The organism is Pantoea sp. X-Soil-ISGK-355 (assembly GCF_059730805.1).
The window spans coordinates 3,522,555-3,548,801 of the sequence record NZ_AP035971.1 but is presented as its reverse complement, the minus strand read 5'-3'; the positions used below and the strand labels follow the sequence as shown (position 1 = coordinate 3,548,801).

General features: G+C 54.9%; 26 protein-coding genes. 19 read left to right on the top strand and 7 right to left on the bottom strand.

All coding sequences use genetic code 11. From position 1 onward, the window contains the following. Positions 1-140: 140 nt before the first annotated feature. Positions 141-884: a 3'(2'),5'-bisphosphate nucleotidase CysQ gene (gene cysQ / locus AC6I8J_RS16230; RefSeq protein WP_161734855.1), complete on the top strand. Its 744-nt coding sequence runs from the start codon at positions 141-143 to the stop codon at positions 882-884. Positions 885-950: 66 nt separating this feature from the next. Here cysQ and AC6I8J_RS16225 read toward each other — a convergent pair whose 3' ends face one another. Then, positions 951-1,508 carry a YtfJ family protein gene (locus AC6I8J_RS16225; protein WP_161734852.1) on the bottom strand — a complete coding sequence of 186 codons (558 nt, stop codon included), beginning with the start codon at positions 1,506-1,508 and terminating at the stop codon, positions 951-953. Positions 1,509-1,823: 315 nt separating this feature from the next. On the opposite strand from AC6I8J_RS16225, the gene AC6I8J_RS16220 reads away from it, so the two are divergent. After that, on the top strand, positions 1,824-2,030 hold the full coding sequence (locus AC6I8J_RS16220) for a DUF1107 domain-containing protein (RefSeq protein WP_003855513.1): 207 nt from the start codon (positions 1,824-1,826) through the stop codon (positions 2,028-2,030). Positions 2,031-2,112: 82 nt separating this feature from the next. Here AC6I8J_RS16220 and paeA read toward each other — a convergent pair whose 3' ends face one another. Next, positions 2,113-3,435: a polyamine export protein PaeA gene (gene paeA, locus AC6I8J_RS16215; protein WP_480343541.1), complete on the bottom strand. Its 1,323-nt coding sequence runs from the start codon at positions 3,433-3,435 to the stop codon at positions 2,113-2,115. A gap of 517 nt (positions 3,436-3,952) precedes the next feature. Between paeA and tamA the strand changes: the two genes are divergently transcribed. From tamA to AC6I8J_RS16200, 3 genes are read left to right on the top strand one after another with little or no spacing between them, the layout of a single operon-like run. Then, a complete protein-coding gene (gene tamA, locus AC6I8J_RS16210; RefSeq protein WP_202604986.1) occupies positions 3,953-5,668 on the top strand; it encodes an autotransporter assembly complex protein TamA in 1,716 nt (571 codons plus the stop codon). Beyond that, positions 5,665-9,432 carry an autotransporter assembly complex protein TamB gene (gene tamB / locus AC6I8J_RS16205; RefSeq protein WP_480343542.1) on the top strand — a complete coding sequence of 1,256 codons (3,768 nt, stop codon included), beginning with the start codon at positions 5,665-5,667 and terminating at the stop codon, positions 9,430-9,432. The genes tamA and tamB overlap by 4 nt, the downstream gene beginning before the upstream one ends. Before the next feature lie 2 nt (positions 9,433-9,434). After that, entirely contained in the window at positions 9,435-9,788 is a 354-nt protein-coding gene (locus AC6I8J_RS16200; protein WP_013359161.1) for a gamma-glutamylcyclotransferase family protein, read from the top strand. Between the two features lie 59 nt (positions 9,789-9,847). Here AC6I8J_RS16200 and ppa read toward each other — a convergent pair whose 3' ends face one another. The 3 genes from ppa to AC6I8J_RS16185 all read right to left on the bottom strand — a co-directional run bounded on the left by ppa (position 9,848) and on the right by AC6I8J_RS16185 (position 11,400). After that, positions 9,848-10,378 carry an inorganic diphosphatase gene (gene ppa, locus AC6I8J_RS16195; protein WP_003855519.1) on the bottom strand — a complete coding sequence of 177 codons (531 nt, stop codon included), beginning with the start codon at positions 10,376-10,378 and terminating at the stop codon, positions 9,848-9,850. A 100-nt stretch (positions 10,379-10,478) separates the two neighbouring features. Then, positions 10,479-10,928, bottom strand: coding sequence for a DUF441 domain-containing protein (locus AC6I8J_RS16190; protein ID WP_253420161.1), 450 nt, complete (start codon positions 10,926-10,928; stop codon positions 10,479-10,481). 61 nt (positions 10,929-10,989) lie between these two features. Next, complete coding sequence (locus tag AC6I8J_RS16185; protein WP_497825574.1) at positions 10,990-11,400, bottom strand: lysozyme inhibitor LprI family protein; 411 nt, start codon at positions 11,398-11,400, stop codon at positions 10,990-10,992. Positions 11,401-11,569: 169 nt separating this feature from the next. On the opposite strand from AC6I8J_RS16185, the gene AC6I8J_RS16180 reads away from it, so the two are divergent. Continuing rightward, positions 11,570-13,129, top strand: a complete 1,560-nt coding sequence (locus AC6I8J_RS16180) for a methyl-accepting chemotaxis protein (protein WP_497825573.1) — start codon at positions 11,570-11,572, stop codon at positions 13,127-13,129. 156 nt (positions 13,130-13,285) lie between these two features. Next, entirely contained in the window at positions 13,286-13,933 is a 648-nt protein-coding gene (locus AC6I8J_RS16175; RefSeq protein WP_497825572.1) for a hypothetical protein, read from the top strand. A 67-nt stretch (positions 13,934-14,000) separates the two neighbouring features. On the opposite strand, the gene fbp is transcribed toward AC6I8J_RS16175, so the two are convergent. Beyond that, positions 14,001-15,008, bottom strand: a complete 1,008-nt coding sequence (gene fbp, locus AC6I8J_RS16170; RefSeq protein WP_010256459.1) for a class 1 fructose-bisphosphatase — start codon at positions 15,006-15,008, stop codon at positions 14,001-14,003. A 168-nt stretch (positions 15,009-15,176) separates the two neighbouring features. Between fbp and mpl the strand changes: the two genes are divergently transcribed. Together mpl and AC6I8J_RS16160 are read left to right on the top strand one after the other, a co-directional pair. After that, positions 15,177-16,529 carry a UDP-N-acetylmuramate:L-alanyl-gamma-D-glutamyl-meso-diaminopimelate ligase gene (mpl, locus tag AC6I8J_RS16165; protein ID WP_222924947.1) on the top strand — a complete coding sequence of 451 codons (1,353 nt, stop codon included), beginning with the start codon at positions 15,177-15,179 and terminating at the stop codon, positions 16,527-16,529. A gap of 583 nt (positions 16,530-17,112) precedes the next feature. Beyond that, on the top strand, positions 17,113-17,853 hold the full coding sequence (locus AC6I8J_RS16160; protein WP_135907641.1) for an oligogalacturonate-specific porin KdgM family protein: 741 nt from the start codon (positions 17,113-17,115) through the stop codon (positions 17,851-17,853). Positions 17,854-17,891: 38 nt separating this feature from the next. Here the strand turns inward: AC6I8J_RS16160 and yjgA are convergent, their stop codons facing one another. Further along, on the bottom strand, positions 17,892-18,437 hold the full coding sequence (yjgA, locus tag AC6I8J_RS16155) for a ribosome biogenesis factor YjgA (RefSeq protein ID WP_013359154.1): 546 nt from the start codon (positions 18,435-18,437) through the stop codon (positions 17,892-17,894). Between the two features lie 115 nt (positions 18,438-18,552). Between yjgA and pmbA the strand changes: the two genes are divergently transcribed. From pmbA to dagF, 10 genes are all read left to right on the top strand, one after another. Then, positions 18,553-19,893, top strand: coding sequence for a metalloprotease PmbA (gene pmbA, locus AC6I8J_RS16150; RefSeq protein WP_161735387.1), 1,341 nt, complete (start codon positions 18,553-18,555; stop codon positions 19,891-19,893). Between the two features lie 62 nt (positions 19,894-19,955). Then, positions 19,956-20,342, top strand: coding sequence for a cytochrome b562 (gene cybC, locus AC6I8J_RS16145; RefSeq protein ID WP_161735395.1), 387 nt, complete (start codon positions 19,956-19,958; stop codon positions 20,340-20,342). 294 nt (positions 20,343-20,636) lie between these two features. Next, complete coding sequence (locus AC6I8J_RS16140; RefSeq protein ID WP_285087469.1) at positions 20,637-20,972, top strand: glycine dehydrogenase; 336 nt, start codon at positions 20,637-20,639, stop codon at positions 20,970-20,972. Between the two features lie 13 nt (positions 20,973-20,985). Next, entirely contained in the window at positions 20,986-21,342 is a 357-nt protein-coding gene (locus AC6I8J_RS16135) for an SFCGS family glycine-rich protein (RefSeq protein WP_010256477.1), read from the top strand. A gap of 2 nt (positions 21,343-21,344) precedes the next feature. Further along, entirely contained in the window at positions 21,345-21,644 is a 300-nt protein-coding gene (locus AC6I8J_RS16130) for a DUF4312 family protein (RefSeq protein WP_497825571.1), read from the top strand. Between the two features lie 127 nt (positions 21,645-21,771). Next, positions 21,772-22,548, top strand: a complete 777-nt coding sequence (locus AC6I8J_RS16125; RefSeq protein WP_161735383.1) for a DUF4311 domain-containing protein — start codon at positions 21,772-21,774, stop codon at positions 22,546-22,548. 11 nt (positions 22,549-22,559) lie between these two features. After that, entirely contained in the window at positions 22,560-23,201 is a 642-nt protein-coding gene (locus AC6I8J_RS16120; protein ID WP_010256482.1) for a DUF4310 family protein, read from the top strand. 44 nt (positions 23,202-23,245) lie between these two features. Continuing rightward, complete coding sequence (locus AC6I8J_RS16115) at positions 23,246-24,376, top strand: amidohydrolase/deacetylase family metallohydrolase (protein WP_497825570.1); 1,131 nt, start codon at positions 23,246-23,248, stop codon at positions 24,374-24,376. After that, positions 24,360-25,481 carry a DgaE family pyridoxal phosphate-dependent ammonia lyase gene (locus AC6I8J_RS16110; protein ID WP_161735379.1) on the top strand — a complete coding sequence of 374 codons (1,122 nt, stop codon included), beginning with the start codon at positions 24,360-24,362 and terminating at the stop codon, positions 25,479-25,481. The genes AC6I8J_RS16115 and AC6I8J_RS16110 overlap by 17 nt, the downstream gene beginning before the upstream one ends. Beyond that, a complete protein-coding gene (gene dagF / locus AC6I8J_RS16105) occupies positions 25,478-26,218 on the top strand; it encodes a 2-dehydro-3-deoxy-phosphogluconate aldolase (protein WP_161735378.1) in 741 nt (246 codons plus the stop codon). Before AC6I8J_RS16110 ends, dagF begins: the two co-directional genes overlap by 4 nt. Positions 26,219-26,247: the final 29 nt, after the last annotated feature.

Genomic DNA, 26,247 nt, shown 5'->3' with positions numbered 1-26,247 from the left:
AAGCGTGTAACTATGGTATTGATATATCTATAAATTGATGGGTCAGCCTGCCTGTGCATGAGCACCGCAGGCTGAACTGCTAAAATGTCACTAGCTGGGGTGAACCTATCCCGCAGCAGACAGACACAACGAGGTGAAAAATGTTAGAGCAAATCTGCCAACTGGCACGCGAAGCGGGCGACGCGATTATGCAGGTCTATAACGATGCCGCGCCGCTTGACGTTTCTCACAAATCGGACGATTCACCGGTGACCGCCGCAGATATCGCGGCGCACCACGTTATCATGCAGGGCCTGAAGCAGTTATCGCCTGAAATCCCGGTGCTGTCAGAAGAAGATCCCCCTGCCTGGGAGGTGCGTCAGCACTGGCAGCGTTACTGGCTGGTCGATCCGCTGGATGGCACCAAAGAGTTCATCAAGCGTAACGGCGAATTTACCGTCAATATTGCGCTGATCGAAGCGGGCAAGCCAGTGATGGGCGTGGTTTACGCGCCGGTGCTGGGCGTAATGTACTCCGCAGCAGATGGCAAAGCGTGGAAAGAGGAGGGCGGTCAGCGTGAGCAGATTCATGCCCGTGACGCGCGTCCTCCGCTGGTGGTGGTAAGCCGCTCACATGGCGATGACGCCGAGATGAAAGAGTACCTGAAACAGCTGGGTGAACATCAGACCGTCGCCACCGGCTCTTCTCTGAAATTCTGCCTGGTGGCGGAAGGGAAAGCCCAGCTCTATCCCCGTTTCGGGCCAACCAACATCTGGGATACCGGCGCGGGTCATGCCGTGGCGATGGCCGCTGGCGCCCATGTTCATGACTGGCAGGGTAAAACCCTGGACTACGCGCCGCGCGAATCCTTTCTTAATCCTGGCTTCCGCGTCTCACTGTTTTAATGCTGTCTGAATTTGCAGGCTTATGAAATGCCGACGGTCGCTCTGTGACCGCCGGGATTTCAGCGATTACTCTTTCAGCAGTGAGGCCAGCAGCGCCATCACTTTTGTCACTTCATCCTGCGTCAGCGATCCATCCTTCACAAATCTCACCTTGCCCTGTTTATCCAGTACCACAATGGCGGAACCGCCCGACTGTAACTGCCAGGCATGCTGCACATTGCCCTTGCTGTCGATGACAAACTGCGACCAGGGATATTGCTGCTTGTTGGTCTCAACGCTGCTGCGCACAAACATGCCGGTGCCGGGAATGGCGTCATCGGTATTTACGATAGTGGTGGTCTGATAGCGCTCGTGCGGCAACTTCGCGGCCTTGATCGCCTCTATCAGTGCCGCATTCATCTCTTTAGCGGAGGAGCGGCCAGCAATATGCTGGACCACGCGAACTTTTCCACTAAGCTGCGCGCTATTCCAGTTTTTGTAGCTAAACTTCTTCTGCTGTAATAACAGTTCGCCCTTATCGTTGACGCCAATGGCGGGGACTCGTGATCCCAGCCTGAGGTCATGGGCCATCACGCTTGCTGGTATCAGCAAAGACAGCGCCACCGCGGTCAGAATGTTTCGCATTGCTATTTCCTTGAGTGATCGGACCAGTTAGTCATTTTACTGCAATAGTAAGCAGGGATGATGCGCCTGTCATGGAAAGGTGTCAGGTTTGTTATGGACACCACAATTCCTTAACCAATGAAGGTTTATACTGTCTTGTATGACGCTGATAACAGAGTGTTCTGTAATGATGTGTCAATTCAGTAAAAAAATTCACTTTTCGGAACACCAGTCGATTTTAGTGTTCTATAGTTATCGCGAATTCGCGCTTCATGGGCTGGAACCAAATTTGGAAACGGCGAAGCGTGCTTTAAAAATGTACAGGAGTTAGTCAGTATGAAGATCTTCCAGCGCTATAATCCGCTACAAATAGCGAAATATGTAAAAACGCTGTTCAAAGGAAGGTTGTATATCAAGGACGTTGGCGCGTTCGAGTTCGATAAAGGGAAAGTCTTAATCCCGCGCGTTAAAGACAAACAGCATCTGAGCGTGATGTCAGAAATTAACCGCCAGGTCGTTCGTCTCAAGCTTGAGTTCAACTAATATCAAGGGCGCCGATGGCGCCCTTAGTGTCTGGCCCGTCAGACTATTTTATTTGACAGTCTGAACCTGGCCCTGAGTCATTCTACTCTTCTTCGTTTTTCGTCATGCTCAGTACCGGCGGTCGTTCGTCGATGCGGGTCACCAGCAGCTGGTCGATGCGATAGCTATCAATATCCACCACCTCGAACTTGTAGCCAGCAAACTTCACAAAATCAGTACGCTTCGGAATCTTACGCAGCATATACATCATAAAGCCGCCGATGGTTTCGTAGTTGCCTGACTGCGGGAAATCATCAATGTCCAGCACGCGCATTACGTCATCAATGGGTGTGCCGCCCTCAACCAGCCATGAATTTTCATCGCGCGCCACAATCTGCTCTTCCATGCCCTGGCCCACCAGGTCACCCATCAGCGTGGTCATCACGTCATTCAGGGTAATGATGCCCACGACCAGCGCATACTCGTTCATGATCACCGCAAAATCTTCGCCAGCGGTTTTAAAACTTTCCAGCGCTTCGGAGAGGGTCAGCGTGTCCGGCACAATCAGCGCAGAGCGAATCTGCAGGCCGCTGTTCAGCGCCATACTCTGATTGCCCAGCACACGCAGCAGCAGCTCTTTAGAGTCGACATAACCGACGATATGATCGATATCACCGCTGCAGACCAGAAATTTAGAATGCGGATGCTCAGCGATTTTGGTCTTGAGGCTGGTTTCATCTTCATGCAGATCAAACCAGACGATATTCTCACGCGAGGTCATGGAAGAGGGAACGGTACGTGATTCCAGCTCAAACACGTTTTCAATCAGTTCATGCTCCTGCTTACGCAGCACGCCCGCCAGGGCACCCGCTTCAACGACGGCATAGATGTCGTCAGAGGTGATGTCATCTTTGCGCACCATCGGCAGTTTGAATATACGGAAGAAGACGTTGGCCAGGCCGTTAAACAGAAACACCAGCGGACGCATCACCAGCAGGCAGAAACGCATTGGGTTGATGATGCGCAGCGCGATGGTTTCCGGGGCGACCATGCCGACCCGTTTCGGCGTTAAGTCGGCGAACAGGATAAAGAGGCTGGTGACGATGGTGAAAGAGCAGATAAAGCTGAGCTGCTCTGCCAGTTCTGGCGAGACAAAGCGGTTAAACAGGCCGCTGAAAACCGGTGAAAAGGCGGCGTCGCCGACAATACCGCCCAGGATGGCGACGGCGTTAAGGCCAATCTGCACCACGGTGAAGAACATGCCCGGCGTTTCCTGCATTTTAAGCACACGCTGCGCATTAACATTGCCTTCATCGGCCAGCAGTTTGAGTTTGATCTTACGGGCGGCCGCCAGCGATATCTCTGACAGAGAAAAAAAGGCACTGATTACGATCAGCAACAGAATGACAAGTAAGCTATCTAACATATGAGATCCAAAGGGTTATCCACTTGTCATTTTTGGCCTGGGCAGCGTGGGTAAGCGCAAACAGAGTTGGTTTATCCGTGAAACACAGCTATCCGTGCCAAAAATGTCTGCGCCTGTTCGACAGGAAAAAAGATGTCGGGGCAGAAATGAAAACAGGCGGAATGCCTGTGGTGGCAGATTATAGCAGGAGCGCTCATTGTGCCGCCAGAGGGCAAACCGCCGCATCGGACAGCATTAGCGTCCAGAGCAGCCGGTTATCGGCTCGGATTTATCTGGCTGAGTCATCTGAAATTGATCATTCCACTCCTCAGGAGTTGTATCGCGATCCTCATTTACCGACAATACCCTGTTATTTGACTTAGATGTCAGCGTTGCGCCGCCGTTTACCATAAAGTGCGGCTATGATGAGGGTGTTGCCGTTGCGGTAGTGCGGGCAAAGATGATTAATAAGTGCCCCGCGGAAAAGGGGCCGGCATGATTAACAGGAGTACAGGTGCCACGATTTTATGTTTATTGCATGGCTGGCCTGCTGCTTGCCGCGCCCGCCCTTGAGGCGGCGACAGTGCGATTACAGGTAGACGGCTTAACCGGGGATCTTCAGAGAAATGTCAGGGCGCGCCTGTCGACCATCGGCAGCGATGAGGTCTCTAACGATGGCCGTTTTCGCGCGCGTGTTTCTGTTGCGATAAAAGAGGGGCTACGTGCACTCGGTTATTATGAGCCCACCATCGATTTTGAATCCCGCCCCGCGCCTGCGCAGGGCGGACGCCCGGTATTAGTGGCCCATGTCACCCCTGGCGAGCCTGTCAAAATCGGCGGCAGCACCATCGTCGTTGAAGGCGATGCGCGCAATGATCCCGATTACAAAGCCTGGGTGAAGCAGGGACGGCCCAAAGTGGGCGCGCAGCTTAACCACGGGCAATATGACAAATTCAAAAGCGGTTTCTCAAATCTTGCGCTGCGTAACGGCTACTTCGACGGTACGTTTAAAAAAAGCCAGCTCGGCGTCTCGGTAGAGCGGCGTGAAGCCTTCTGGGATATTGATTACGACAGCGGCGAGCGCTATCGCTTTGGCGACGTCACGTTCCAGGGGTCGCAGATTCGCGAAGAGTACCTGCAGAATCTGGTGCCGTTCAAAGAGGGGGATTACTACAGTTCCCGCGATTTAGCCGAACTGAATCGCCGCCTTTCCGCCACCGGCTGGTTTAATTCGGTGGTGGTCGCGCCGGAATTCAGCAAGGGACGCCAGACCAAAGTCCTGCCGCTGAATGCCGTGATGTCGCCCCGCACCGAAAACACTATTGAAACCGGTGTCGGCTACTCTACAGATGTCGGTCCGCGCCTGAAAGGCACCTGGAAAAAACCGTGGATCAACGACAGCGGCCACAGCCTGGCGGCCAGCGCCTACGTTTCTGCGCCGGAACAGCAGGTCGATCTCAGCTACAAAGTGCCGCTGCTGAAAAGCCCGCTGGAGCAGTATTACACCTTCTCTGGCGGTCTGAAGCGCACCGACCTCAACGACACGAAAGCCGATACCACGACGCTGGCGATGTCGCGCAACTGGGACAGCAGCAGCGGCTGGCAGAAGGCCGTTAACCTGCGCTGGAGCCTGGACCACTTTACGCAGGGCAGCGTGACCAACACCACGATGCTGCTCTATCCCGGCGTCAGCGTAAACCGCACCCGTTCGCGTGGCGGTCTGATGCCGACCTGGGGCGATTCACAGCGCTACTCGGTGGACGTCTCTGATACGACCTGGGGTTCGGACGTTGACTTTCTGATCCTGCAGGCGCAAAACGTCTGGATCCGCACGCTGGGCGACAGCCATCGCTTTGTGGCGCGCGGCAATCTTGGCTGGATCGAAACCAACGACTTTGACAAAGTGCCGCCGGATCTGCGCTTCTTTGCCGGGGGTGACCGCAGTATTCGTGGCTACAAATACAAAAACATTTCCCCGCGTGATGACGACGGCAAACTCACCGGTGCATCCAAACTCGCCACCGGATCGTTGGAATATCAGTACAACGTCACCGGGAAATGGTGGGGCGCGGTGTTTGTCGACTCGGGCGAAGCGGTTAACGACATCAAGCAAAGTAACGTCAAAACCGGTGCGGGCGTCGGCGTACGATGGTCTTCACCGGTTGGCCCCATCAAATTTGATATCGCCAGACCTATCGGGGATGACGAGGCACATGGATTACAATTTTACGTAGGGCTGGGGCCAGAACTATGAAGCTGTGGAAAAAGGTCCTGATCGGTATTCTGATCTTTCTGGTACTGCTGTTGGGCGGCGCGGCATTTTTAATCGGTACCACGCCTGGGCTGCATTTAGTGCTGAAAGGGGCATCGCGCTGGGTGCCCGGCCTGTCAATCAAACAGGTCGATGGCGGCTGGCGTAACCTGACGCTCAACGGTCTGCGCTATGAAATGCCAGGCGTCAGCGTGGATGCCGGGCAGATTCATCTGGCGGTGGATCTCAACTGCCTGCTGCACTCCTCCGTGTGCGTTAACGACGTCTCCCTGCACGATATCAGCGTGGTCGTTGACAGCAAGAAGATGACACCTGCTGCACCTGCGCCGGAAGAGGAGAGTGGCAGCACTAACCTCAGCACGCCATACCCGATTACGCTGCGTCATCTTGGCCTGCACAACATCAATGTCAAAGTGGATGACACGGCGATCTCGCTGCTCGACTTCACTACCGGCCTGCAATGGCAGGATCGCGCGCTGACGCTGAATCCGACCCATATTCAAAGCCTGCTGATTGCGCTGCCGAAAGCGGCGAAAGTGGTCAATGACGAGGTAGTAGAACCGAAAGTCCAGGAGCCCCATCCTGCCGAGAAACCGCTGGGTGAAACGCTGCAGGCGATGTTTGCCCAACCGCTGCTGCCTGCGCTGCCCGATTTCCGTCTGCCGCTGGATATTGAGGTTCAGCAGATTCTGGGCGAACAGCTGCGCATTACCGGCGATACCGATATCTCCGTCAGCCGGTTGCTGCTGAAAGCTAAAACCGCCGATCGTCAGATGCAACTCAGCACGCTGGAGGTGGACTCGAACCTCGGCAACCTGAAGGGTAGTGGTCAGGCGACGCTGGCGGATAACTGGCCGGTCGATTTCTCCCTTAACGGTACAGTTAACACCGATCCGATTAAAGGCGAAAAGCTGGCGCTGAAACTGAATGGCGCGATGCGCGACGAGCTGAAGATGGGGCTGAACCTCTCCGGTCCGGTGAATGCGCAGCTGGACGCCACGACCCAGCTGGCGGTGGCGGGACTGCCGCTGTCACTGAAGCTGACCAGCCCGCAGCTTCGCTGGCCGTTAACCGGCCCGGTACAGTACCAGGCGGATAACCTGGACTATCAGTTCAAAGGCAAAGCCACTGACTATGTGATGTCACTGCAAACCGCCGTGAAGGGCGAGTCCGTACCACCAGCCACTATCTCGCTGACGGGTAAAGGCAATGTTGAGCAGTTCAGCCTGGATCGCCTGCGCGTGGCTGCATTGCAGGGCAACATCGATCTCACCGCGCTGGTGGACTGGAGCAAGGCGATCAGCTGGCGCAGTGAGCTGACGCTGGCCGGGATCAACACCGCGAAACAGTATCCTGACTGGCCGGCGCGGCTGGATGGAAAAATTACCACCCGCGGCAGCCTTTATGGCGGCAGCTGGCAGTTGAGTGTGCCGCAGCTTCAGCTGAAAGGAAACGTGAAGCAGAACGCCGTGACCGCTGACGGCTCACTGACCGGTAACAGCTACAACCAGTGGACAGTGCCGGGCATTAAGCTGGCGCTGGGACGCAACCATCTGGATGTCAAAGGGGCGTTGGGTGACAGTCTGGATCTCGATGCCAGCATCGACGCACCGCAGCTCGATAATGCACTGCCCGGTCTGGGCGGTGTCGTCAACGGCACCCTCAAAGCGCGCGGCACCCTGAAGGCGCCGCAGCTGCTGGCCGATCTCAACGGTCGTGGTCTGCGCTGGCAGCAGATGCAAATTAATCGCGTTACGCTGAATGGCGATGTGCGTTCCGGCGAACAGGTGGCGGGTAAACTGCAACTGCGCGTCGAGCAACTGAAGCAGGATGCGCTGAACATCAGCCTGCTGACGCTGAATGCGGATGGCAACGAGCGTCAGCATCAGCTGAAGCTGAATGTGCAGGGCAAACCGGTCTCTGGCCAGCTGGCGCTCAATGGCAGCTTTGATCGCCAGACCGAACGCTGGAGAGGCTCGCTGAACGATACCCGCTTTGATACGCCTGTCGGCGAGTGGCGTCTGACCCGCGCGATGGCCATCGACTATCTCAACAGCCGCCAGACGGCGACCATTGGGCCGCACTGCTGGCAGAACCCGAATGCACAGATTTGTGTACCAGAGCCGGTAGAAGCCGGGCCGGAAGGCAAGGCGCATGTCGTGCTGAATCGCTTTGACCTGGCGATGGTGAAGCCGTTTATGCCGGATGCGACCCAACTCAGCGGCCTGTTCAGCGGTGATGTGCGCGTCAACTGGACGGCCGACGGCGCGCTGCCGACCGGAACCGTGGCGCTGAAAGGCAATGGCGTGAAAGTGGTGCAGGATGTGCAGGGCAATAACCTGCCCATCGCCTTTGATACGCTGAACCTCAATGCCGCGCTGCGTAATGGACGCGCCCAGCTCGACTGGCTGATCCGCATCGCTAATAACGGGCAGCTGGATGGCAGTGTGCAGATCGACGATCCGCAAAACCGCCGCACGCTGGGTGGCAACGTTAACATCCGCAATATCTCGCTGGCGATGCTCAATCCGGCCCTGATGCAGGGTGAGAAAATCAAAGGCAGCCTGAACAGCAGCCTGCGTCTGGGTGGCAGCATCCAGCAGCCACAGGTGTTTGGTCAGCTTGGTCTGACGGGTGTCGATGTGGATGGCAACTTTATGCCGGTCGATCTCACTGCCGCTAACCTGAATCTGGTGTTCAACGGAATGAGTTCGACCCTGAACGGGCTGGTGCAGACCGGGCAGGGCAACATCAACCTTAGCGGTAACGCGGACTGGAGTCAGCTTGATAACTGGCGTGCGCGCATTGCGGCGCAGGGCAGCCGGGTTCGCGTGACCGTGCCGCCGATGGTGCGTATGGACGTCTCGCCGGATCTGGTATTTGAAGCGACGCCAGCCGCCTTTAACCTTGATGGCCGGGTCGACATTCCGTGGGCGCGCATCACGGTGCAGGAAGTGCCGGAAAGCGCCACTGGCGTCTCGTCGGATGAAGTGATGCTGGATAAACAGCTGAAGCCAATCGCACCGCAAACCGCCGCGATTCCGATTAACAGTAATCTGGTGATCCATGTCGGTAACGATGTGCGGCTCTCAGCATTTGGCCTGAAAGCGAAACTGAATGGCGATCTGAAAATGGTGCAGGATCGGTCAGGACTGGGCTTAAACGGTCAGATCAATATCCCATCAGGTCGCTTCCACGCCTACGGTCAGGATCTGATTGTGCGTAAAGGCGAACTGCAGTTTGCTGGCCCGCCGGACCAGCCTTACATCAACCTGGAAGCCATCCGTAACCCGGATGCGACTGAAGATGGCGTCACTGCCGGTCTGCGCGTCACCGGCCTTGCCGATGAGCCGAAAGCAGAGGTCTTCTCCGATCCGGCGATGTCGCAACAGGAAGCGCTTTCCTACCTGCTGCGCGGTCAGGGACTGGGCAGTGACGGCGACAGTAACGCCCTGACTTCGGCTCTTGTTGGCTTAGGGGTTGCACAAAGTGGGCAGGTTGTGGGTAAAATCGGGGAGACATTCGGTGTCAGTAATCTGGCCGTTGATACTGCGGGTGTTGGCGACAGCCAGCAGGTGCAGGTCAGTGGCTATGTACTACCGGGTCTGCAGGTAAAATACGGTGTTGGCATATTTGATTCACTGGCGACGTTAACCTTGCGTTACCGCCTGATGCCTAAACTCTATCTGGAAGCCGTGTCCGGTGTGGATCAGGCTCTCGATTTGCTCTATCAGTTTGAGTTTTAGCAATGCGAATAATTGTCTACGGCAGTTTACGGCGCAAACAGGGAAACAGTCACTGGATGACGAATGCGCAGTGGCTGGGTGATCACCAGATTGAAGGCTTTGAGCTTTACAGTCTGGGGCATTATCCCGGCGTCATAGAGGGCAATGGAGCGGTACAATGTGAAGTGTACCGCATTGATGCCTCAACCCTTGCGGAGCTGGATGCGCTTCGCACCAAAGGGGGAGAGTACAAACGTTATCTGACTCAGACGCCGTTTGGCAGTGCATGGCTTTATGTCTATCAACGCTCAGTGGCAGGACGCCAGCGCATTATGAGTGGTGACTGGCTGAAGCGCGATGAGGAGCCAGAGGCCTGAACAAAAACACCGTCCAGTTGGACGGTGTTTTTTTTTCGACTCACAAACCGGCAGCAGGATTACTTCTTCTGTGCGCGCTCGTAAGAGGAGATGATTTCGGCTTTAGCGGCTTCGGCGTTATCCCAGCCATCCACTTTCACCCATTTGCCTTTTTCCAGATCTTTGTAGTGCTCAAAGAAATGGGTGATCTGTGCACGCAGCAGTTCTGGCAGGTCGTTCACATCTTTAATGTGATCGTACTCTTTAGAGAGCTTGGTGTGCGGAACGGCAACCAGTTTGGCATCTTCGCCAGACTCGTCGGTCATTTTCAGCACGCCAACCGGACGGCAGCGAATCACTGAGCCTGGGACCAGTGGATACGGGGTCGGAACCAGTACGTCAACCGGATCACCATCCAGAGAAAGGGTGTGGTTGATGTAGCCGTAGTTGCACGGATAGAACATGGCGGTAGACATGAAACGGTCTACAAACAGGGCACCAGACTCTTTATCAACTTCATATTTGATCGGATCAGCATTCGCTGGGATCTCAATGACAACGTAGATATCTTCTGGCAGGTCTTTACCTGCTGGCACCTGGTTCAAACTCATCTGGCATTCCTTCAGTAGTCGTATGTTGAGTGTCGGCTATTATAGCCAACTGACTCTGAAAGTATGCCCTCTTTTTGGCGTTTCGGAATGCGCCCAAACGCTACTTCGCCGCCACAAACAGCGAAACAATGCCTGCGGCAATCAGTGGCCCTACCGGCACGCCGCGGAAGAACGCTACGCCGATCACCGTGCCAATCAGCAGTCCCCCGATGACCGACGGCTGCACGCTCATAAAGTTCACGCCACGACCGCCCAGCCAGGCGACAAAAATCCCCACCACAATCGCCACAATCGACTTCCAGTTGGCAAACGATTTGAGCAGCGCGGAGGCGGGCAGTGAGCCGCTGGCCAGCGGGGCCATCACCGCCACGGTAAGAATAATGATGCCTAAAGTAATGCCCTGTTTCTCCACATAGGGAAAGAACTGCGCCAGTGGGGTAATTTTAATCGCCAGCAGCACCAGAATCGAAATCGTGACCGCGTTGTTGTGAACGAAATAACTCAGCACGGCAAGGCAAATCAGAATGATGGTCGAGGCGTAAGCAGCCATGGTTTCTCCCTGAAGGTGAATGAGCGCGCTGACTTCAGCCAGCGCAAAAGCCGGTTATCGATCAGCAGTCATCGGGGTTAGCACAGCTGCCTTTACCAAGTGACTGCAACATCAGTGCCTGATTGCGCACCAGGCTCAGGCTCTGAGCGCTCAGCGCCACGCTGCCCAGCGAGCCTTGTGTAGTGAGCTGGCTGCGGCTCGTCTCAAGCCAGCTGTCGCGGTAGCTCAGCCAGGCGCGCTGCGCGGCACGCAGTTTGTTTTTAGGTTCACCGGAGAGGGTTTTCATCAGTGTGTTGTACTGCTTATTCATCTCCTGATCCCAGGCCCGATTGGCCGCAGCGTAGCACTGGTTCATGGCAAGGGTAGTCGAGGCGTCATTGAGGCAGCGGTCGGGCGAGGCGTCTGTCGGCAGATCCCCTGCCAGCGCCGCCGTGCTGAGGCACAGCAGCATCAGAAGTAATCCTGGTTTCATTCTTTTCTCCGGATAACGGATAAGCGGCGATTAGCTTGATGGATGTTCCCGTGATGATCAAGTTGTTAACACTAATCAGAGTTAAAGTTTCGCGCCGTTACTGCCGATACTTCATCCGTTTTAGGGCCGCTGGAAAATTCGCCTTTTCTCTTACACGGAAATTATCAGGATGAAACAGATATCACTTCGCACGGGGTTGCTGGCATTGCTGGCATTTATGACACTGCTGCTGTTGGCGGTGAGTTTTATGGGTATCGTGGCAATTAATAAAGGGAATCGCTCGCTGGATGTGATCAACCGTATTCAGGGGATCGAGCTGAACAGTCTTTACCAGAGTAATTCAGATCTGATGCGGGCCCGCGCTAATGCAGCGCTGGCGGTGCGTAAAATTGAAATCGGTATGCTGGAAGAGGGCGCGGCAGTGACAAAGCTGTCGCAGGCGGATGTGGTGTCATCACAGCGAAACCTGAAGCGCTTTGTGGATGCCGGAACGGTGACGGCGCACGGGAAAATGCTGGCGGACGCGATTTCAGCCAGTTACAAAGCCTATCTCGACCAGGGCATCAAACCGATGATGGACGCGCTTGATAAGCAATACACTGACGAATATTACCAGCTGCTGGAAGGCAACCTGGCGACGCTGGCGGCAAGCTACAACAACGCTGTCACAGACTTCAGCCAGTTCGCCGGACAGGTCACCGAGGCCCAGCTCGCACAGGCGGCCTACAATGAAACCAAAATGAAAATTCTGATCGCTGTGGCAGGCGTATTAACACTACTGCTGCTGGTGCTCGCCTGGCAACTGCTGCGCCGGATGCTGCTGCAGCCGCTGAATCTGGCGATTGTCCATCTTGAACAGATCGCGGCTGGCGACCTGTCGCAGGCGCTGCCGCCGTCCAGCAACAACGAGCTGGGCAGGCTTAATCATGCACTGAGCGGGATGCAGCAGTCACTGCGCACCTCGGTGAGTCAGGTGCGTGAAGCGAGTATGCAGATCGACATCGGCAGCCGTGAACTGGCGGCGGGTAACGTCAATCTGTCGCAGCGCACCGAAGAGTCCGCTGCCTCGCTGGAGCAGACGGCGGCCAGCATGGAGCAGCTTACGGCCACGGTCCGTCTTAACGCCAGCAACGCTCAGCAGGCGCATCAGCTGGCTAACGCGGTCTCTGATACCGCCGATCGCGGCGCTGAAGTGGTCTGCTACGTGATGGAAAAAATGCATGAGATTACCGATAGCGCCAATCGTATCGGCGACATTCTCAGCGTGATTGACGGCATCGCCTTCCAGACCAACATTCTGGCGCTTAACGCCGCCGTCGAAGCGGCGCGAGCCGGCGAACAGGGGCGTGGCTTTGCGGTGGTGGCGAATGAGGTGCGTACGCTGGCACAGCGCAGTGCTAATGCGGCTAAAGAGATCCGTACGCTGATTAGCGATTCACAGTCGCGGGTCAAAGAGGGCAGCGAGATGGCGACGCGCGCCGGGGAAACCATGGATGAAATTTCTGGTGAAGTGATGCGCGTAACGGCACTGATGAAAGAGATCTCGATGGCCTCCGACGAGCAGAGCCGTGGCATTGAGCAGGTCAATCTGGCGGTCACGCAGATGGATGCAACGGCGCAGCAGAATGCGGCACTGGTAGAGCAGGCCACCGCCGCGACCCAGTCGCTGGAAGCGCAGTCCGGCCAGCTTCAGGCGACGATGGCGCAGTTCAGATTGCAGACGGCGTAAAAATGGTGAGCGCATTTATGATGCGCTCATTCTTTTTTCTCATCTTTACTAAAGTCGATATGTTAACTGTTCTTTGAGCCTAAGTTATTTTTATCTAATGTTTTTTTAGTTAGCATGGATAATAAATCATTATTGTAAATAATCAGGACTGAGAATATGGATACTGTATTCGTTGAAACCCTTGAAAGGCTAACCTCCCTGTTGGAGCGTTCGCCTCTTGATGTCATGTTGGCTGTGATATTGCTTACTTTATTTTATTTATGTCGGCGGATTGCTAAAAATATTAAGATCGAACATGTTTTTCAGCATACACTTAGCAATAAAATTAAAATTTTGAAAAATAAAATTAATGATGGAATTATCGAAAAGGAAGAGTCAACGCATCTTAAGAATCGTTATGTGACACTATCGAATCAGCAGATTTATGGTATAAAAAACATGATAATTCAGCAGGAAGTTATTGGCATCATTAACCATTCGAGTGAAATAACAGATTTTAAGTATTTTGCTGTCCATCAATATGTTTTGAGTATCGATAATGGTGGTAAGCTATATTTCAATAAATCTAAGATAAAATCCAGAATTTGCACTGCTTTTATGCTTTTAGTTACAGGTCTGGCAGCATTGGCATTGGGGATATTCATAATATCTGCTGGCTCCTTTTTTGGCTTATTCATCAGTTTCCTGGGGCTGCTTTTATATTTTGCCGGATTAGTTCATTTTCCCGCTAATTCAGGTATGCGCAAACGAGCTGAAAAAGAGATAGCCCATTATTACCAGCATCGCGATACGTCAGAGACGTGATATTAGCGAAACAATAAAAAAGCCTGCATTGAGCAGGCTTTCAAAATTTTACCTTACCTGAGCCGGATTAACCCTGACGGCAATCCGGGAACTCGGCCAGGAAACGCTCAACGTCGTTCACCATCGCCTCGTTACCGCAGTAGAACGGGCAGCGCTGGTGCAGCGTGACCGGTGGAATATCCAGAATACGCTTCTGACCGTCGCTGGCTTTACCGCCCGCCTGCTCGGCCAGGAAGGCCATCGGATTGCACTCATACAGCAGACGCAGCTTGCCCTGTGGGTGGCTGGCGGTGCTTGGATAGAGGTAGATACCGCCTTTCAGCAGGTTACGATGGAAATCCGCGACCAGCGATCCGATGTAACGTGAGGTATAAGGACGGTGCGTTGGCAGATCCTCTTCCTGACAGAACTTCAGATATTTCTTCACACCCTGCGGGAAACGAATGTAGTTACCTTCGTTAATGGAGTAGGTGTAACCCGTTGGTGGATAGGTCATACGTTCGTGGCTGAGGCAGAATACACCCAGAGACGGATCGTAAGTAAACGCATGCACGCCTGCACCGGTGGTATAAACCATCATGGTGGAGGAGCCGTAAACCACGTAACCCGCAGCGACCTGCTTGTTGCCTGGCTGCATGAAGTCCGCTTCAACAACCGGCGTACCCGGTTCGCTGACGCGGCGGTAGATAGAGAAAATGGTGCCGACAGAAACGTTAACGTCGATGTTAGAAGAACCATCCAGTGGATCCATTAACACCACGTACTTACCGTTTTCTTCACCTTCAAAGATCACAAACTCGTCTTCTTCCTCAGAAGCGATACCGGCGACGATGCCGCGTGCTTTCAGTGCTGCCTTCAGTTTCTCGTTGGCAAACAGATCCAGTTTCATCTGCTGCTCACCCTGAATATTCTCGACGCCGCTGGCACCCAGAATATCCACTAAACCGGCTTTGTTGATGTCGCGGTGGATGATTTTGGCACCCAGCTTAATAGCGGAAATCAGCGCTGTCAGTTCACCTGTAGCGTGCGGAAAGTCATGCTGCTTCTCGACGATAAATTCGCCCAACGTTTTCATAACACATTCCCTGAATCTTCGATGGAGTGGCAGCACGCGTAACAGTCTGCCAACGGATGCGTACGCAGTTTAGCCGATTGAACTTCAAAAACCATAGTCCTAATCCGTTTCTTCCGTCTGCGAGCGGCGTTACACTGTGCGCCGAACTTTTGAGTAATGGATCATGTTATGCGCATTCACATCCTCGGGATTTGTGGCACTTTTATGGGTGGTCTGGCGGTGCTGGCTCGTTCACTGGGTCATCAGGTGACCGGTTCAGACGCCAACGTTTATCCGCCAATGAGTACACTGCTCGAACAGCAAGGTATTGAATTAACAGAAGGTTATGATGCCAGTCAGCTTGATCCGGTGCCTGACTTAGTCATTATCGGCAATGCGATGACGCGGGGTAATCCTTGTGTGGAAGCGGTGCTGGAACGCAACATTCCCTACCTCTCTGGCCCGCAGTGGCTGCACGATTTCGTGCTGCGCGATCGCTGGGTGCTGGCCGTGGCCGGAACCCACGGTAAAACCACCACAGCCGGCATGGCAGCGTGGATTCTCGAGGCCTGCGGCCTGGAACCCGGCTTCATTATTGGTGGTGTGCCTGGAAACTTCGATGTCTCGGCAAAATTAGGAAAAAGTCCATTCTTCGTGATTGAAGCGGATGAGTATGACTGCGCGTTTTTTGATAAGCGTTCCAAGTTTGTCCATTACTCTCCACGAACCCTGATACTCAACAACCTTGAATTTGATCACGCCGATATCTTTGACGATCTGCGGGCGATCCAGAAGCAGTTCCACCATCTGGTGCGGATCGTGCCGGGGCAGGGCAAGATCCTGCTGCCGGAACATGATCCTAACCTCAAACAGGTGATGGCGATGGGTTGCTGGAGCGAGCAGGAGAGCATTGGCGAGCACGGGCGCTGGCAGGCGAAGAAGCTGACCAACGATGCGTCTCACTGGGAAATCTGGCTCGACGGCGAAAAAGTCGGGGAAGTGAACTGGGCGCTGGTGGGTGAACACAATATGCACAACGGGCTGATGGCGATTGCAGCCGCGCGGCATGTCGGTGTGAAGCCGGAAGATGCAGGCCAGGCGCTGAACACCTTTATCAATGCACGTCGCCGGCTGGAGCTGCGTGGCGAAGTAAATAACATCAAAGTCTATGATGACTTCGCTCACCATCCGACGGCAATTCTGGCGACGCTGGCTGCCCTGCGCAGCAAAGTGGGCGGCAGAGCACGCATCCTGGCCGTGCTGGAGCCTCGCTCCAATACCATGAAGATGGGCGTCAGCAAAAACGACCTGGCACCGTCGCTGGCGCGTGCTGATGAGGTCTTCCTGTTCCAGCCGCACCATATTCCGTGGCAGGTTTCAGATGTCGCAGAAGCGTGCATTCCGCCTGCACACTGGAGCGCGGATATCGATACCCTGGTAGAAATGGTGGCAAAAGCCGCTCAGCCAGGTGACACGATTCTGGTGATGAGCAACGGTGGGTTTGGCGGCATTCATCAGAAGCTGTTGGACAGGCTGGCCTAAAAACAGGCACCCGTTTCGGGCGTTTCAGACTGATGACAAACCCTAATCAGGGTGAATCTGGCAGCAACGCAGTTGCCCAAGGCGAAGGGAATTCGGTCAGAAGAGGAAAGCGTCCCGCGCTACGGATGACGCGGGCCGGGCGTGTCATCGATGACAGCTTTTGCGTCTTTCCGATCTGACCGCGTTCTCTTTGCAGGCTCGGTCTTACCGCTACAGGGCCGAACTTTATCAACAATCTCCGACGCCCATATCGGGCGTTTTTTTAAACGTAGTATTCCCCATAATATTATCTTCTCAACAAATACCACATATTTTTGAATTTGATCTGCTCACTCTTCCTTCAGTTGCCATATTTTCTCTATTAGTGTCTGAAACAGAAAGGCCACACCTGTCGGTTATTTTTAGCATCGTCTCTGTTGTAGCCGGGAAATAAATAATAACCAGAAGGATTCAGGTTAAAAAATAACAGGTTTTATTTATGTGGCATCTTATATTAATACGGTTTTTAAATATAAGTTAACTTTGGGTTAAATGAGTTCGGATAATTCATTGCCCTGATGACTGAGAATAAGGATGTTTTTTTATGGGAAAAAGTACAACACGATCATTGGCTCTGGGCGTTACGCTGTTATGCACTTCCGCAGCAGCACTGGCAACGGCCACGGTGGATTACCGGCACGAATACCGTCTTCGCGACCGCACGCACTATGACAAGCTGGGGCTGAGTACCACGCTGCCGGATAATATGTTTCTTGGCGTCGAAACCAAATTTAAAACCGGTGGCGCCGATCCAAAAGATAAATATTATAACGACACCGTGTTAAATGTGGTGGAAGTCACCTTTCTGAAGTCCTATTACTGGGGTAACTGGACGCTGTCACCTTTTATCCAGCCGGAATTTAACTCCTCGCGCACCGAATGGAAGTTTGGTGTGGCGCCCTGGTATAAAATTAATGACCGCTGGTCTGTTGGCGGATTATATCGCCTTGAACTGACCGATTATGCCCATGACGATCAATGCCGCACCGGGGGGATTGATTATTGCGATACTGACCGGCATCGCACGGCTAACCGTTTTGACCTCTATCTGCGCAATAAAACCGATCGTCTCACCACCACCTATAAGCTGGTATATAAGCACGCGGATGCGAAACTGTTTGCTAATAAGCATGATGACTATGAACAGGAATTACAGTTCGATTATGCGCTTGGCAACGATCGCGTCTGGGTGCCTTACGTCACCTTTGGCGATATCGGACGTTCTGCGACATCGAGCGAACGCCAGTTGCGGCTGCGCACCGGTATTCTCTATATCTATCGGTAAGGGCTGCCGGGAGGCGGGCGAAACTGCCCGCCATGGCATTACTGCGCTTCGGCCAGCTCGCGCAGATACTGGAAAATCTGACGGGCAGACTTCGGCGGCTTGTTGCCCGCTTTCTCTTTCTGCGCGTTACGGATCATGCTGCGTAACTGCTGACGATCGGCATCGGGATAAAGCGCAATGACGTCGCTCATCGCCTCATCGCCTTGCTCAATCAGACGATCGCGCAGCATTTCCAGTTTGTGGAACAGCGCAACCTGCTGGTTGTGGCGATTCTTTAGCTTATCCAGCGCAATGCGGATCGGCTCCACATCAATACTGCGCAGCAGTTTACCGATCAGCTGCAGCTGACGGCGGCGACCCTCTTTCTTGATGCGCTGTGCCAGTTCGATCTCGGTGCGCAGGCGTTCATCCAGCGGGATTTTATCCAGCGAGTTTTTACCCAGATCAACCAGTTCGGCTCCCAGGCGCTTTAGCTCTTCTGCATCGCGTTTAATTTCACTCTTACTGACCCAGATAATCTCTTCATCTTCTTCTTCGTCATTATCTGGCACATCGTCGAGCCACTCATCGGGCTGTCTGGTCATTTCCGGGCTCCCAAAAAAAAGAGGCTAATCCTACCAGTTTATCGGGTGACTGCGAAATTGTTCTCTGACTCTGATAGACTCAAATCATTCACACATAAGATTAGACGGCAGGTCGATGAACGTATCTACTCAGGTTGCAGAACAGCGAAAAGTACTGGAGCAGGCCATTGCGCAGGCACTTGAACTGGCTAAAGCAAGCACTGACAGCGCGGAAGTGGCTGTCAGTAAGACCACCGGCATCGGGGTCAGCACCCGCTATGGCGAAGTGGAAAACGTTGAATTTAACAGCGACGGTGCGCTGGGCATCACCGTTTATCATCAGAATCGTAAAGGCAGTGCCTCATCGACCGACCTCAGCCCGGATGCGATCAAGCGTACCGTGCAGGCGGCGATTGATATTGCCCGCTACACCTCACCCGATCCCTTTGCCGGTCTGGCCGACGCAGAACTGCTGGCCTATGATGCGCCGGATCTGGATCTCTACCATCCGTGGGAAATTGACGCTGATCGTGCCATTGAACTGGCCGCGCAGGCGGAACAGGCGTCACTGCGTGCCGACAAGCGTATTACCAACACCGAAGGCGGTAGTTTCAACAGCCACGTCGGCATCAAAGTCTTTGGCAACAGCCACGGAATGTTGCAGAGCTACTGCTCAAGCCGCCATTCGCTCTCCAGCTGCGTTATCGCTGAGCAGGATGGCAACATGGAGCGCGACTACGCCTATACCATTGGCCGTGCATTTGAAGATTTGAAAAGCCCGGATTGGGTAGGTGCAGAGTGCGCGCGCCGTACGCTCTCCCGTCTGGCCCCGCGTAAACTTCCGACCATGAAAGCCCCGGTGATTTTTGCCGCTGAAGTGGCGACTGGCTTGTTTGGCCATCTGGTTGGTGCGATCAGTGGCAGCAGCGTTTACCGTAAATCGACTTTCCTGCTGGATTCAATGGGTCAGGAGATTCTGCCGGAGTGGCTCACTATCAGTGAACAGCCACACCTGCTGAAAGGGCTCGCCTCTACGCCGTTTGACAGTGAAGGGGTGCGGACTCAGGCGCGCGACATCATCAAAGATGGCGTATTGCAGACCTGGCTGTTGACCAGCTATTCCGCCCGTAAACTGGGTCTGACCAGCACCGGCCATGCTGGTGGTATTCATAACTGGCGCATTGCGGGTCAGGGCCACAGCTTTGACGACCTGCTGAAGCAGATGGGTACCGGGTTAGTGGTGACCGAACTGATGGGCCAGGGCGTCAGCGCCATTACCGGTGACTACTCACGCGGTGCAGCCGGTTTCTGGGTTGAGAATGGCGTCATTCAGTACCCGGTCAGCGAAGTCACTATTGCCGGCAATCTTAAAGAGATGTGGCACAACATGGTGACCATCGGTGACGATATTGAAACCCGCAGTAATATCCAGTGCGGTTCGGTGTTACTGCCTGAGATGAAGATAGCGGGACAATAAAGATGAATTCCTGAAGCAGCCTGTTGGCTGCTTTTTTTCATCACAATAAAAAGGAAGTAATGATGCGTAAGCATGTGATTGCAATGTTGTCGGCTTCTCTGTTGTTCTCCAGCGTCAGTCTCTATGCGGCAGATCTGGAGCAGGATATGGACACGCTGAATGCGAACCTGAAAATCGTTAAGAAAACGGACAGTGCGCAGGAGATGCAGCAGGCGTTAACCAAAATGCGTGCCGCGGCGCAGGATGCCAAAAAGTCGACGCCCGATAAGCTGGAAGGTCAGCCTGCTGACAGTGCGCAGATCAAAGACTATCACGCTGGCCTGGACTCACTCATCGCACAGATTGATGTGGTCAGCACGCTGGCGAAAGCTAACAACGTGGACGGCGCAAAACGCGAAGCCGCTAAATTTGATGACATCCGTAATACTAACCATAAGAAATTCCGCTAATCCGACCGCCGGTCAGCCCGACCGGCAGTTTTTACCATCACTTCTGCTTATTACCGCGCCGTAAACTACCGTCTGGCAGTCTGGTCGCCGCACAATATCACCGCTTTTCTCGGTTAAATCCATCAAATTACGCATTCTGCGACGCGTGTCGCACTAAGCGTGCAGCCTGCGATCTGACGCACAACCTTCACTTCAATTTCCACTTGCTGCTGGAAATGTTGCCTCTCCACAGCCGGGGTGATGACCGCTAATTTATTTCTAACGCGAATTATCCGGTTTAACAGGAGTAGCAAGGTGAGCAATAACGGCGTCCCGGTGTATGAAGCGCCACCGGAGAAAGTGCAGCAGCTGGCTGGCAGCGTAATGACGCAGATTGCGGCGATCTATCAGCAGCATGGCATTCAGCCCAATGCGGTCCAGCAGCAGATGCTGCAATCGCATGTCGGAGCCATGGCGTCACGCTCGCTGAGCGGCGAGCCGTTACCGGAAGTGGAAGCGGAGTTGTTTGAGGATATTCCGCCGGAAACGGTCGCGCTGGCGCAGCAGGTTGTCGACCTGTTTGGCAATCTCCCCCGCGAAGAGGCCTGGCTGCTGTCAGTGCATATTGAAGTCGCGCGATCAAACAAATAGAGAGGAACACACCATGGTAACAGTAGTGATTGGCGATCGTTTAGGTAAGGGCCAGAAAGTGGCCGCGGGCATCGAGAAAGCGGGTGGTCGTGCCGTCGTGGTGCCAGGCGTGGCCGCTGACATGAAGCTGGGTGACGTGATGAAGGCAGAGAACGCTGATTTCGGCATCTCGTTCTGCGGCAGCGGTGGCGCGGGTGCTATTACCGCGCAGAACAAATATGGCTACAAAGCAAAACATGGCATGCGTTCTGTCGACGAAGGCGTCACTGCCATCAATGAAGGTGCCACGGTGCTGGGCTTCGGCTTTATGGATAAAGAAGAGTTAGGCGAGCGGCTGGTGCAGGCCTGGAACAAGAAGCACGGCAGCTGATTATGAAAGAACACTACGTTACCCAGGTGACGGTCGAGGGCAAAGGCGACACCAAAGCGAAAGCCTTTGCCGATGCCCTGAGTCGGGTGCAGAACCAGGTCCTGCGCGCGACGCAAAAAATTCTGCTGCGCATTGAACCTCAGGATGTCCGGGTGCTGCGCGCGCAGGAGATCGTCAGAACCGAGAAGTTTCTCTTCTTCTTTCTGGCGCGCCAGCGGAGGAGCTTCAGCGTCACGCTGGAGATCACCGTCAGCGTCACCGTTTTCGACACCGAACAGGTGACGTTCACGGCGGCATCATAAAACAGAACCTGTTCACATCAGCCCGCCGTTTGTCCGTTCCACTGCTGTTGCGATAGCGCGGCGGTCAGGCCAGGTCAATGCGGCGTCGCGGATAGGGCGGGTAAAAACGACAACAAGGTACAACAACATGTTTTTAATCATTTTGTTTAAGTCGTTGATCATTGGCGGGCTGGTCGGGGTCGGCGTCGGTGCGGGTGCTGCGCGCATGTTCCATGCGCCCACCACCCAGGGCATGGGCGCCTTTCGTACGCTGGGCGAGCTGAATTCGTGCGAGGGCGATCCGGCATCCCACTTCTCCTTTGGTCTTGGCTTCTTTTTCAATGCCTGGGCATCGTCTGTCGCAGCCGGTTCATTCACGCAGGATGTGGATCACCGCATCATTCCAAACTGGGGCGCGGCCGCTTTGATGGTGAAGAACCGTAATGTGGCGGAGACGCTGCACGATCCGAAAAAAATGGCCATCGCCTGCGGCATCATCGGCATGATCGTGGTCGCCTTCCTCAACTCCACTGCCTCTGCTGTGCCGGCTGCACTGCAGGTGACCGCGGTCAAAGTACTGGTGCCCGCCGCTAACCTGCTGGTGAATACCGTCATGCCGGTGATCTTCTGGCTGGCGGCGATTGATGCAGGCAAAAAATCAGGCTTCTGGGCCACCATTTTTGGCGGTCTGGCGCAGCTGATTATGGGCAACGCCGTGCCAGGTCTGGTGCTGGGTATCCTGATCGGTAAAGGCGTGGAAGAAAGCGGCTGGAACCGGGTCACTAAAGTGATGATGACCGCCATCGTGCTGCTGTTTGTGCTCAGCGGTTTCTTCCGTGGTTTCGACATGAAGCTGCTGCAGTCCTTCCAGCTCGGCATTCCCGGCTGGCTCGACATGATCCATAACGCAGTCAGCGGCAAATAAGAGGCGATGCGATGAACGAAAATAAAGGCTTCTGGTACGCCGACTGGTCTTTCCCAATCTTTGTTGGCCTGCTCTCCTCGGGCGTTTTTGCCGGAACCCACATGTATTACCTCTATGGCATCGGCGCGTTTAACGAAGTGGCGTTTGTTTCGATGCTGCGCGCGGGCATGGAGACCGGCGTCTACGGTGCAGTCGCCGCCTTCGGTGCCAGTTTCCTGTTTGCCCGCATCATTGAAGGTTCGCTGGTGGGCATTCTGGATATCGGCGGCGCGATCCAGACCGGCGTCGGGCTGGGTGTTCCGGCACTGCTGCTGGGGGCGGGCATCGTCTTTCCGGTGGCAAACTTCGCGGCTTCGCTGGCGACCGGCCTGGTGATCGGCGTGGCGATTGGCTACCTGATTATTCTGGCGCGTAAATTCACCATCAATCAGAGCGACTCCACCTACGGCGCAGACGTGATGATGGGTGCGGGTAATGCTTCGGGCCGCTTCCTGGGTCCGCTGATCATCCTGTCCGCTATGGCAGCCTCCATTCCGATTGGCCTGGGCTCACTGCTGGGTGCGCTGCTGTTCTACCTCTGGAACAAACCGATTACCGGCGGTGCCATCCTCGGCGCGATGATTCTGGGTGCGCTGTTCCCGATTGCTCTCTGAATCTCACCGGCAGCCCGGCAGCGGGCTGCCGTTAAGGAGAAACCATGTACGACTTGATTATCCGCGCAGCAAGACTCTGCGATGAGCAGGTGGTCGACATTGCGCTGCAGGATGGCCGCATTGCCGCTATCGGCAACGTGCAGGGCAAGGCCCGGCACGAGCGCGATCTGGCGGGCCGCTACTACGTCAGCGCTGGCTGGATAGACTCACACGTTCACTGCTATCCCAAATCACCGATTTACCATGATGAAGCGGACGCGATTGGTGTGGCGCATGGCGTCACCACGGTAGTCGATGCGGGCAGCACCGGCGCAGAACACATTGACGATTTCTACCAGCTGACGCGTGCGGCGCAGACTCAGGTCTATGCGCTGATCAATATCGCCCGCACCGGCATCGTCACACAGAATGAGCTGGCCGATATGACGCAGATCGACGGCGAAGCGGTGCAGCAGGCCGTAGCACGACTGCCCGATTTTATTGTCGGCCTTAAGGCGCGCATCAGCAGCAGCGTGGTGGGTCAGAACGGCGTCCAGCCGCTGATAAAAGCTAAGGCAATTCAGCAGGAAAGTGGCGGTCTGCCGCTGATGGTTCACATCGGCAATAATCCACCCAATCTCGACCAGATTGCGGATCTGCTCACCACGGGCGACATCATCACGCACTGTTTTAATGGCAAACCCAACCGCATTCTGACGCCGCAGGGTGAACTCAAAGCGGCGGTAAAACATGCCATTGCACGTGGCGTAAAACTCGATGTCGGCCACGGTAGCGCCAGTTTCAGCTTTGAGGTTGCCCGCGTGGCGATTGCGCAGGGCATTCTGCCCGACACCATCAGCTCTGACATCTACTGCCGCAATCGTCTGGCCGGACCGGTTCACAGCCTGGCGCATGTGATGTCGAAATTCTTCAGCGTCGGCATGACGCTGCCGCAGGTGATTGACTGTGTGACGGTCAATGCGGCGGCAGGACTGCGCCTGCTGCGCAAGGGCCAGCTGAAAATTGGCTACGACGCCGACCTGACGGTTTTTAGCGTCAAAGAGGAAACCCGGCCCTTTATCGATTCAGAAGGTGAACAGATCGCCGGTGAGAAGCATCTTGTTCCGCTGGCGGCCGTCGTCGCTGGTACGTGGTTCGCGACAAAAGAAGGAATAGCGCATGAACTCGGTATATGAAAAGTATGGCCTGAAGCCGGTAATAAACGCCTCTGGCCGTATGACGATCCTCGGCGTTTCAACGCCGTCCAGTGACGTGATCGATACGGTGAAGTACGGCCTCGACCACTACTTTGAAATGAAAGATCTGGTGGATAAGACGGGTACTTATATCGCCGGTCTGCTGAAGGTAGAGAACGCGCTGGTGGTCTCCTGCGCCTCGGCCGGTATTGCCCAGAGCGTGGCGGCGGTGATTGTGAAAGACAACGACTGGCTGGTGGACAACCTGCACGCCGCACCGCTGACCATCCCGCACCAGATTGTCGTGCCGAAAGGGCACAACGTGAACTATGGCGCACCGGTCGGCAGCATGGTGGCGCTGGGTGGCGGGCAACTTGTGGAAGCAGGATATAGCAACGAGTGCTCACCCGCCCAGTTGGCGGCGGCGATCACGCCACAGACCGCAGCGATCCTCTATGTGAAATCTCACCACTGCGTGCAGAAAAGCCATCTCGATGTGGCACAGGCCGCGGCGGTTGCGCGTGAGCATGGTGTGCCGCTAATCGTCGATGCGGCAGCGGAAGAGGATCTGCAATGCTACTACCAGGCGGGTGCCGATCTGGTGATCTACAGCGGCGCAAAAGCGATTGAAGGGCCGACCAGCGGACTGGTCATTGGCAGACACCACTACGTTGAGTGGGTCAAACGCCAGACTAACGGTATAGGCCGCGCGATGAAAGTGGGCAAAGAGGGGATTCTCGGGCTGACCCAGGCGATTGAAAACTATCTGTCTCAGCCAAAAATCAGCGGCGCGCAGATGGTGGAAAAAATGACGCCGTTTATTGAGCGGCTCAACAGCCTGAATGGCGTGACGGCCCGCATCGTGTGGGATGCAGCCGGACGCGATATCGCCCGCGCTGAGATCGCATTTGACGAAGCCGCGATCCAGCAGCGCACCGGCGATCTGGTGCAGGCGCTGAAAAAGGGCGACGTCGCGATCTACTTCCGTGGCTACAAAGCCAACGAGGGGATCATTGAGGCGGACGTGCGCAGCGTCAGCGCCGATCAACTGCACACGATTTTCACCCGCATTCAGGCACTGTTAAACGGAGAGAAACACGCATGACGCTGACCCCCAACTTTTATCAGGATCGCATCTGCCTTAACGTCCTGGCGGGATCAAAGGAGAACGCCCGCGCCATCTGGCAGGCAGCAGAAGGGCACGTGCTGGTCGGCGTGCTGTCAAAAAACTACGCCAGCAATGACGCTGCTATCGCGGATATGCGTGAGTATGCCGCGCTGATCGATAATGCACTCTCGGTGGGGCTGGGCGCGGGCGATCCTAATCAGTCACTGATGGTGAGTGAGATTTCGGCGGTGCTGCAACCACAGCATGTGAACCAGGTCTTTACCGGCGTTGCCACCAGTCGTGCGCTGCTGGGCCAGTCACAGACCATCGTGAACGGTCTGATCTCGCCCACCGGCACGCCGGGCCGGGTCAAAATCTCTACCGGACCGCGCAGCGCAAAAGAGCAGGACGGGATCGTGCCCATCGAAACGGCGATTGCGATGCTGCAGGATATGGGCGGCAGCTCGGTGAAATATTTCCCGATGGGCGGCCTGCAGGCGGTGGATGAGTACCGCGCTGTGGCGGAAGCCTGTGCAAAACAGGATTTCTGGCTGGAGCCCACCGGCGGCATCGATCTGGACAATTTCGGCGAGATCGTGCGCATTGCGCTGGAGTCGGGCGTCAGCAAAGTGATCCCGCACGTCTACAGTTCGATCATTGACAAAGCCAGCGGAGAGACCCGCATTGAAGATGTGCAGCAGCTACTGGCCATCTGTAAAACGCTGCTGGCCTGAAGATCGACACGATCAGCCTGCGGCAGGCC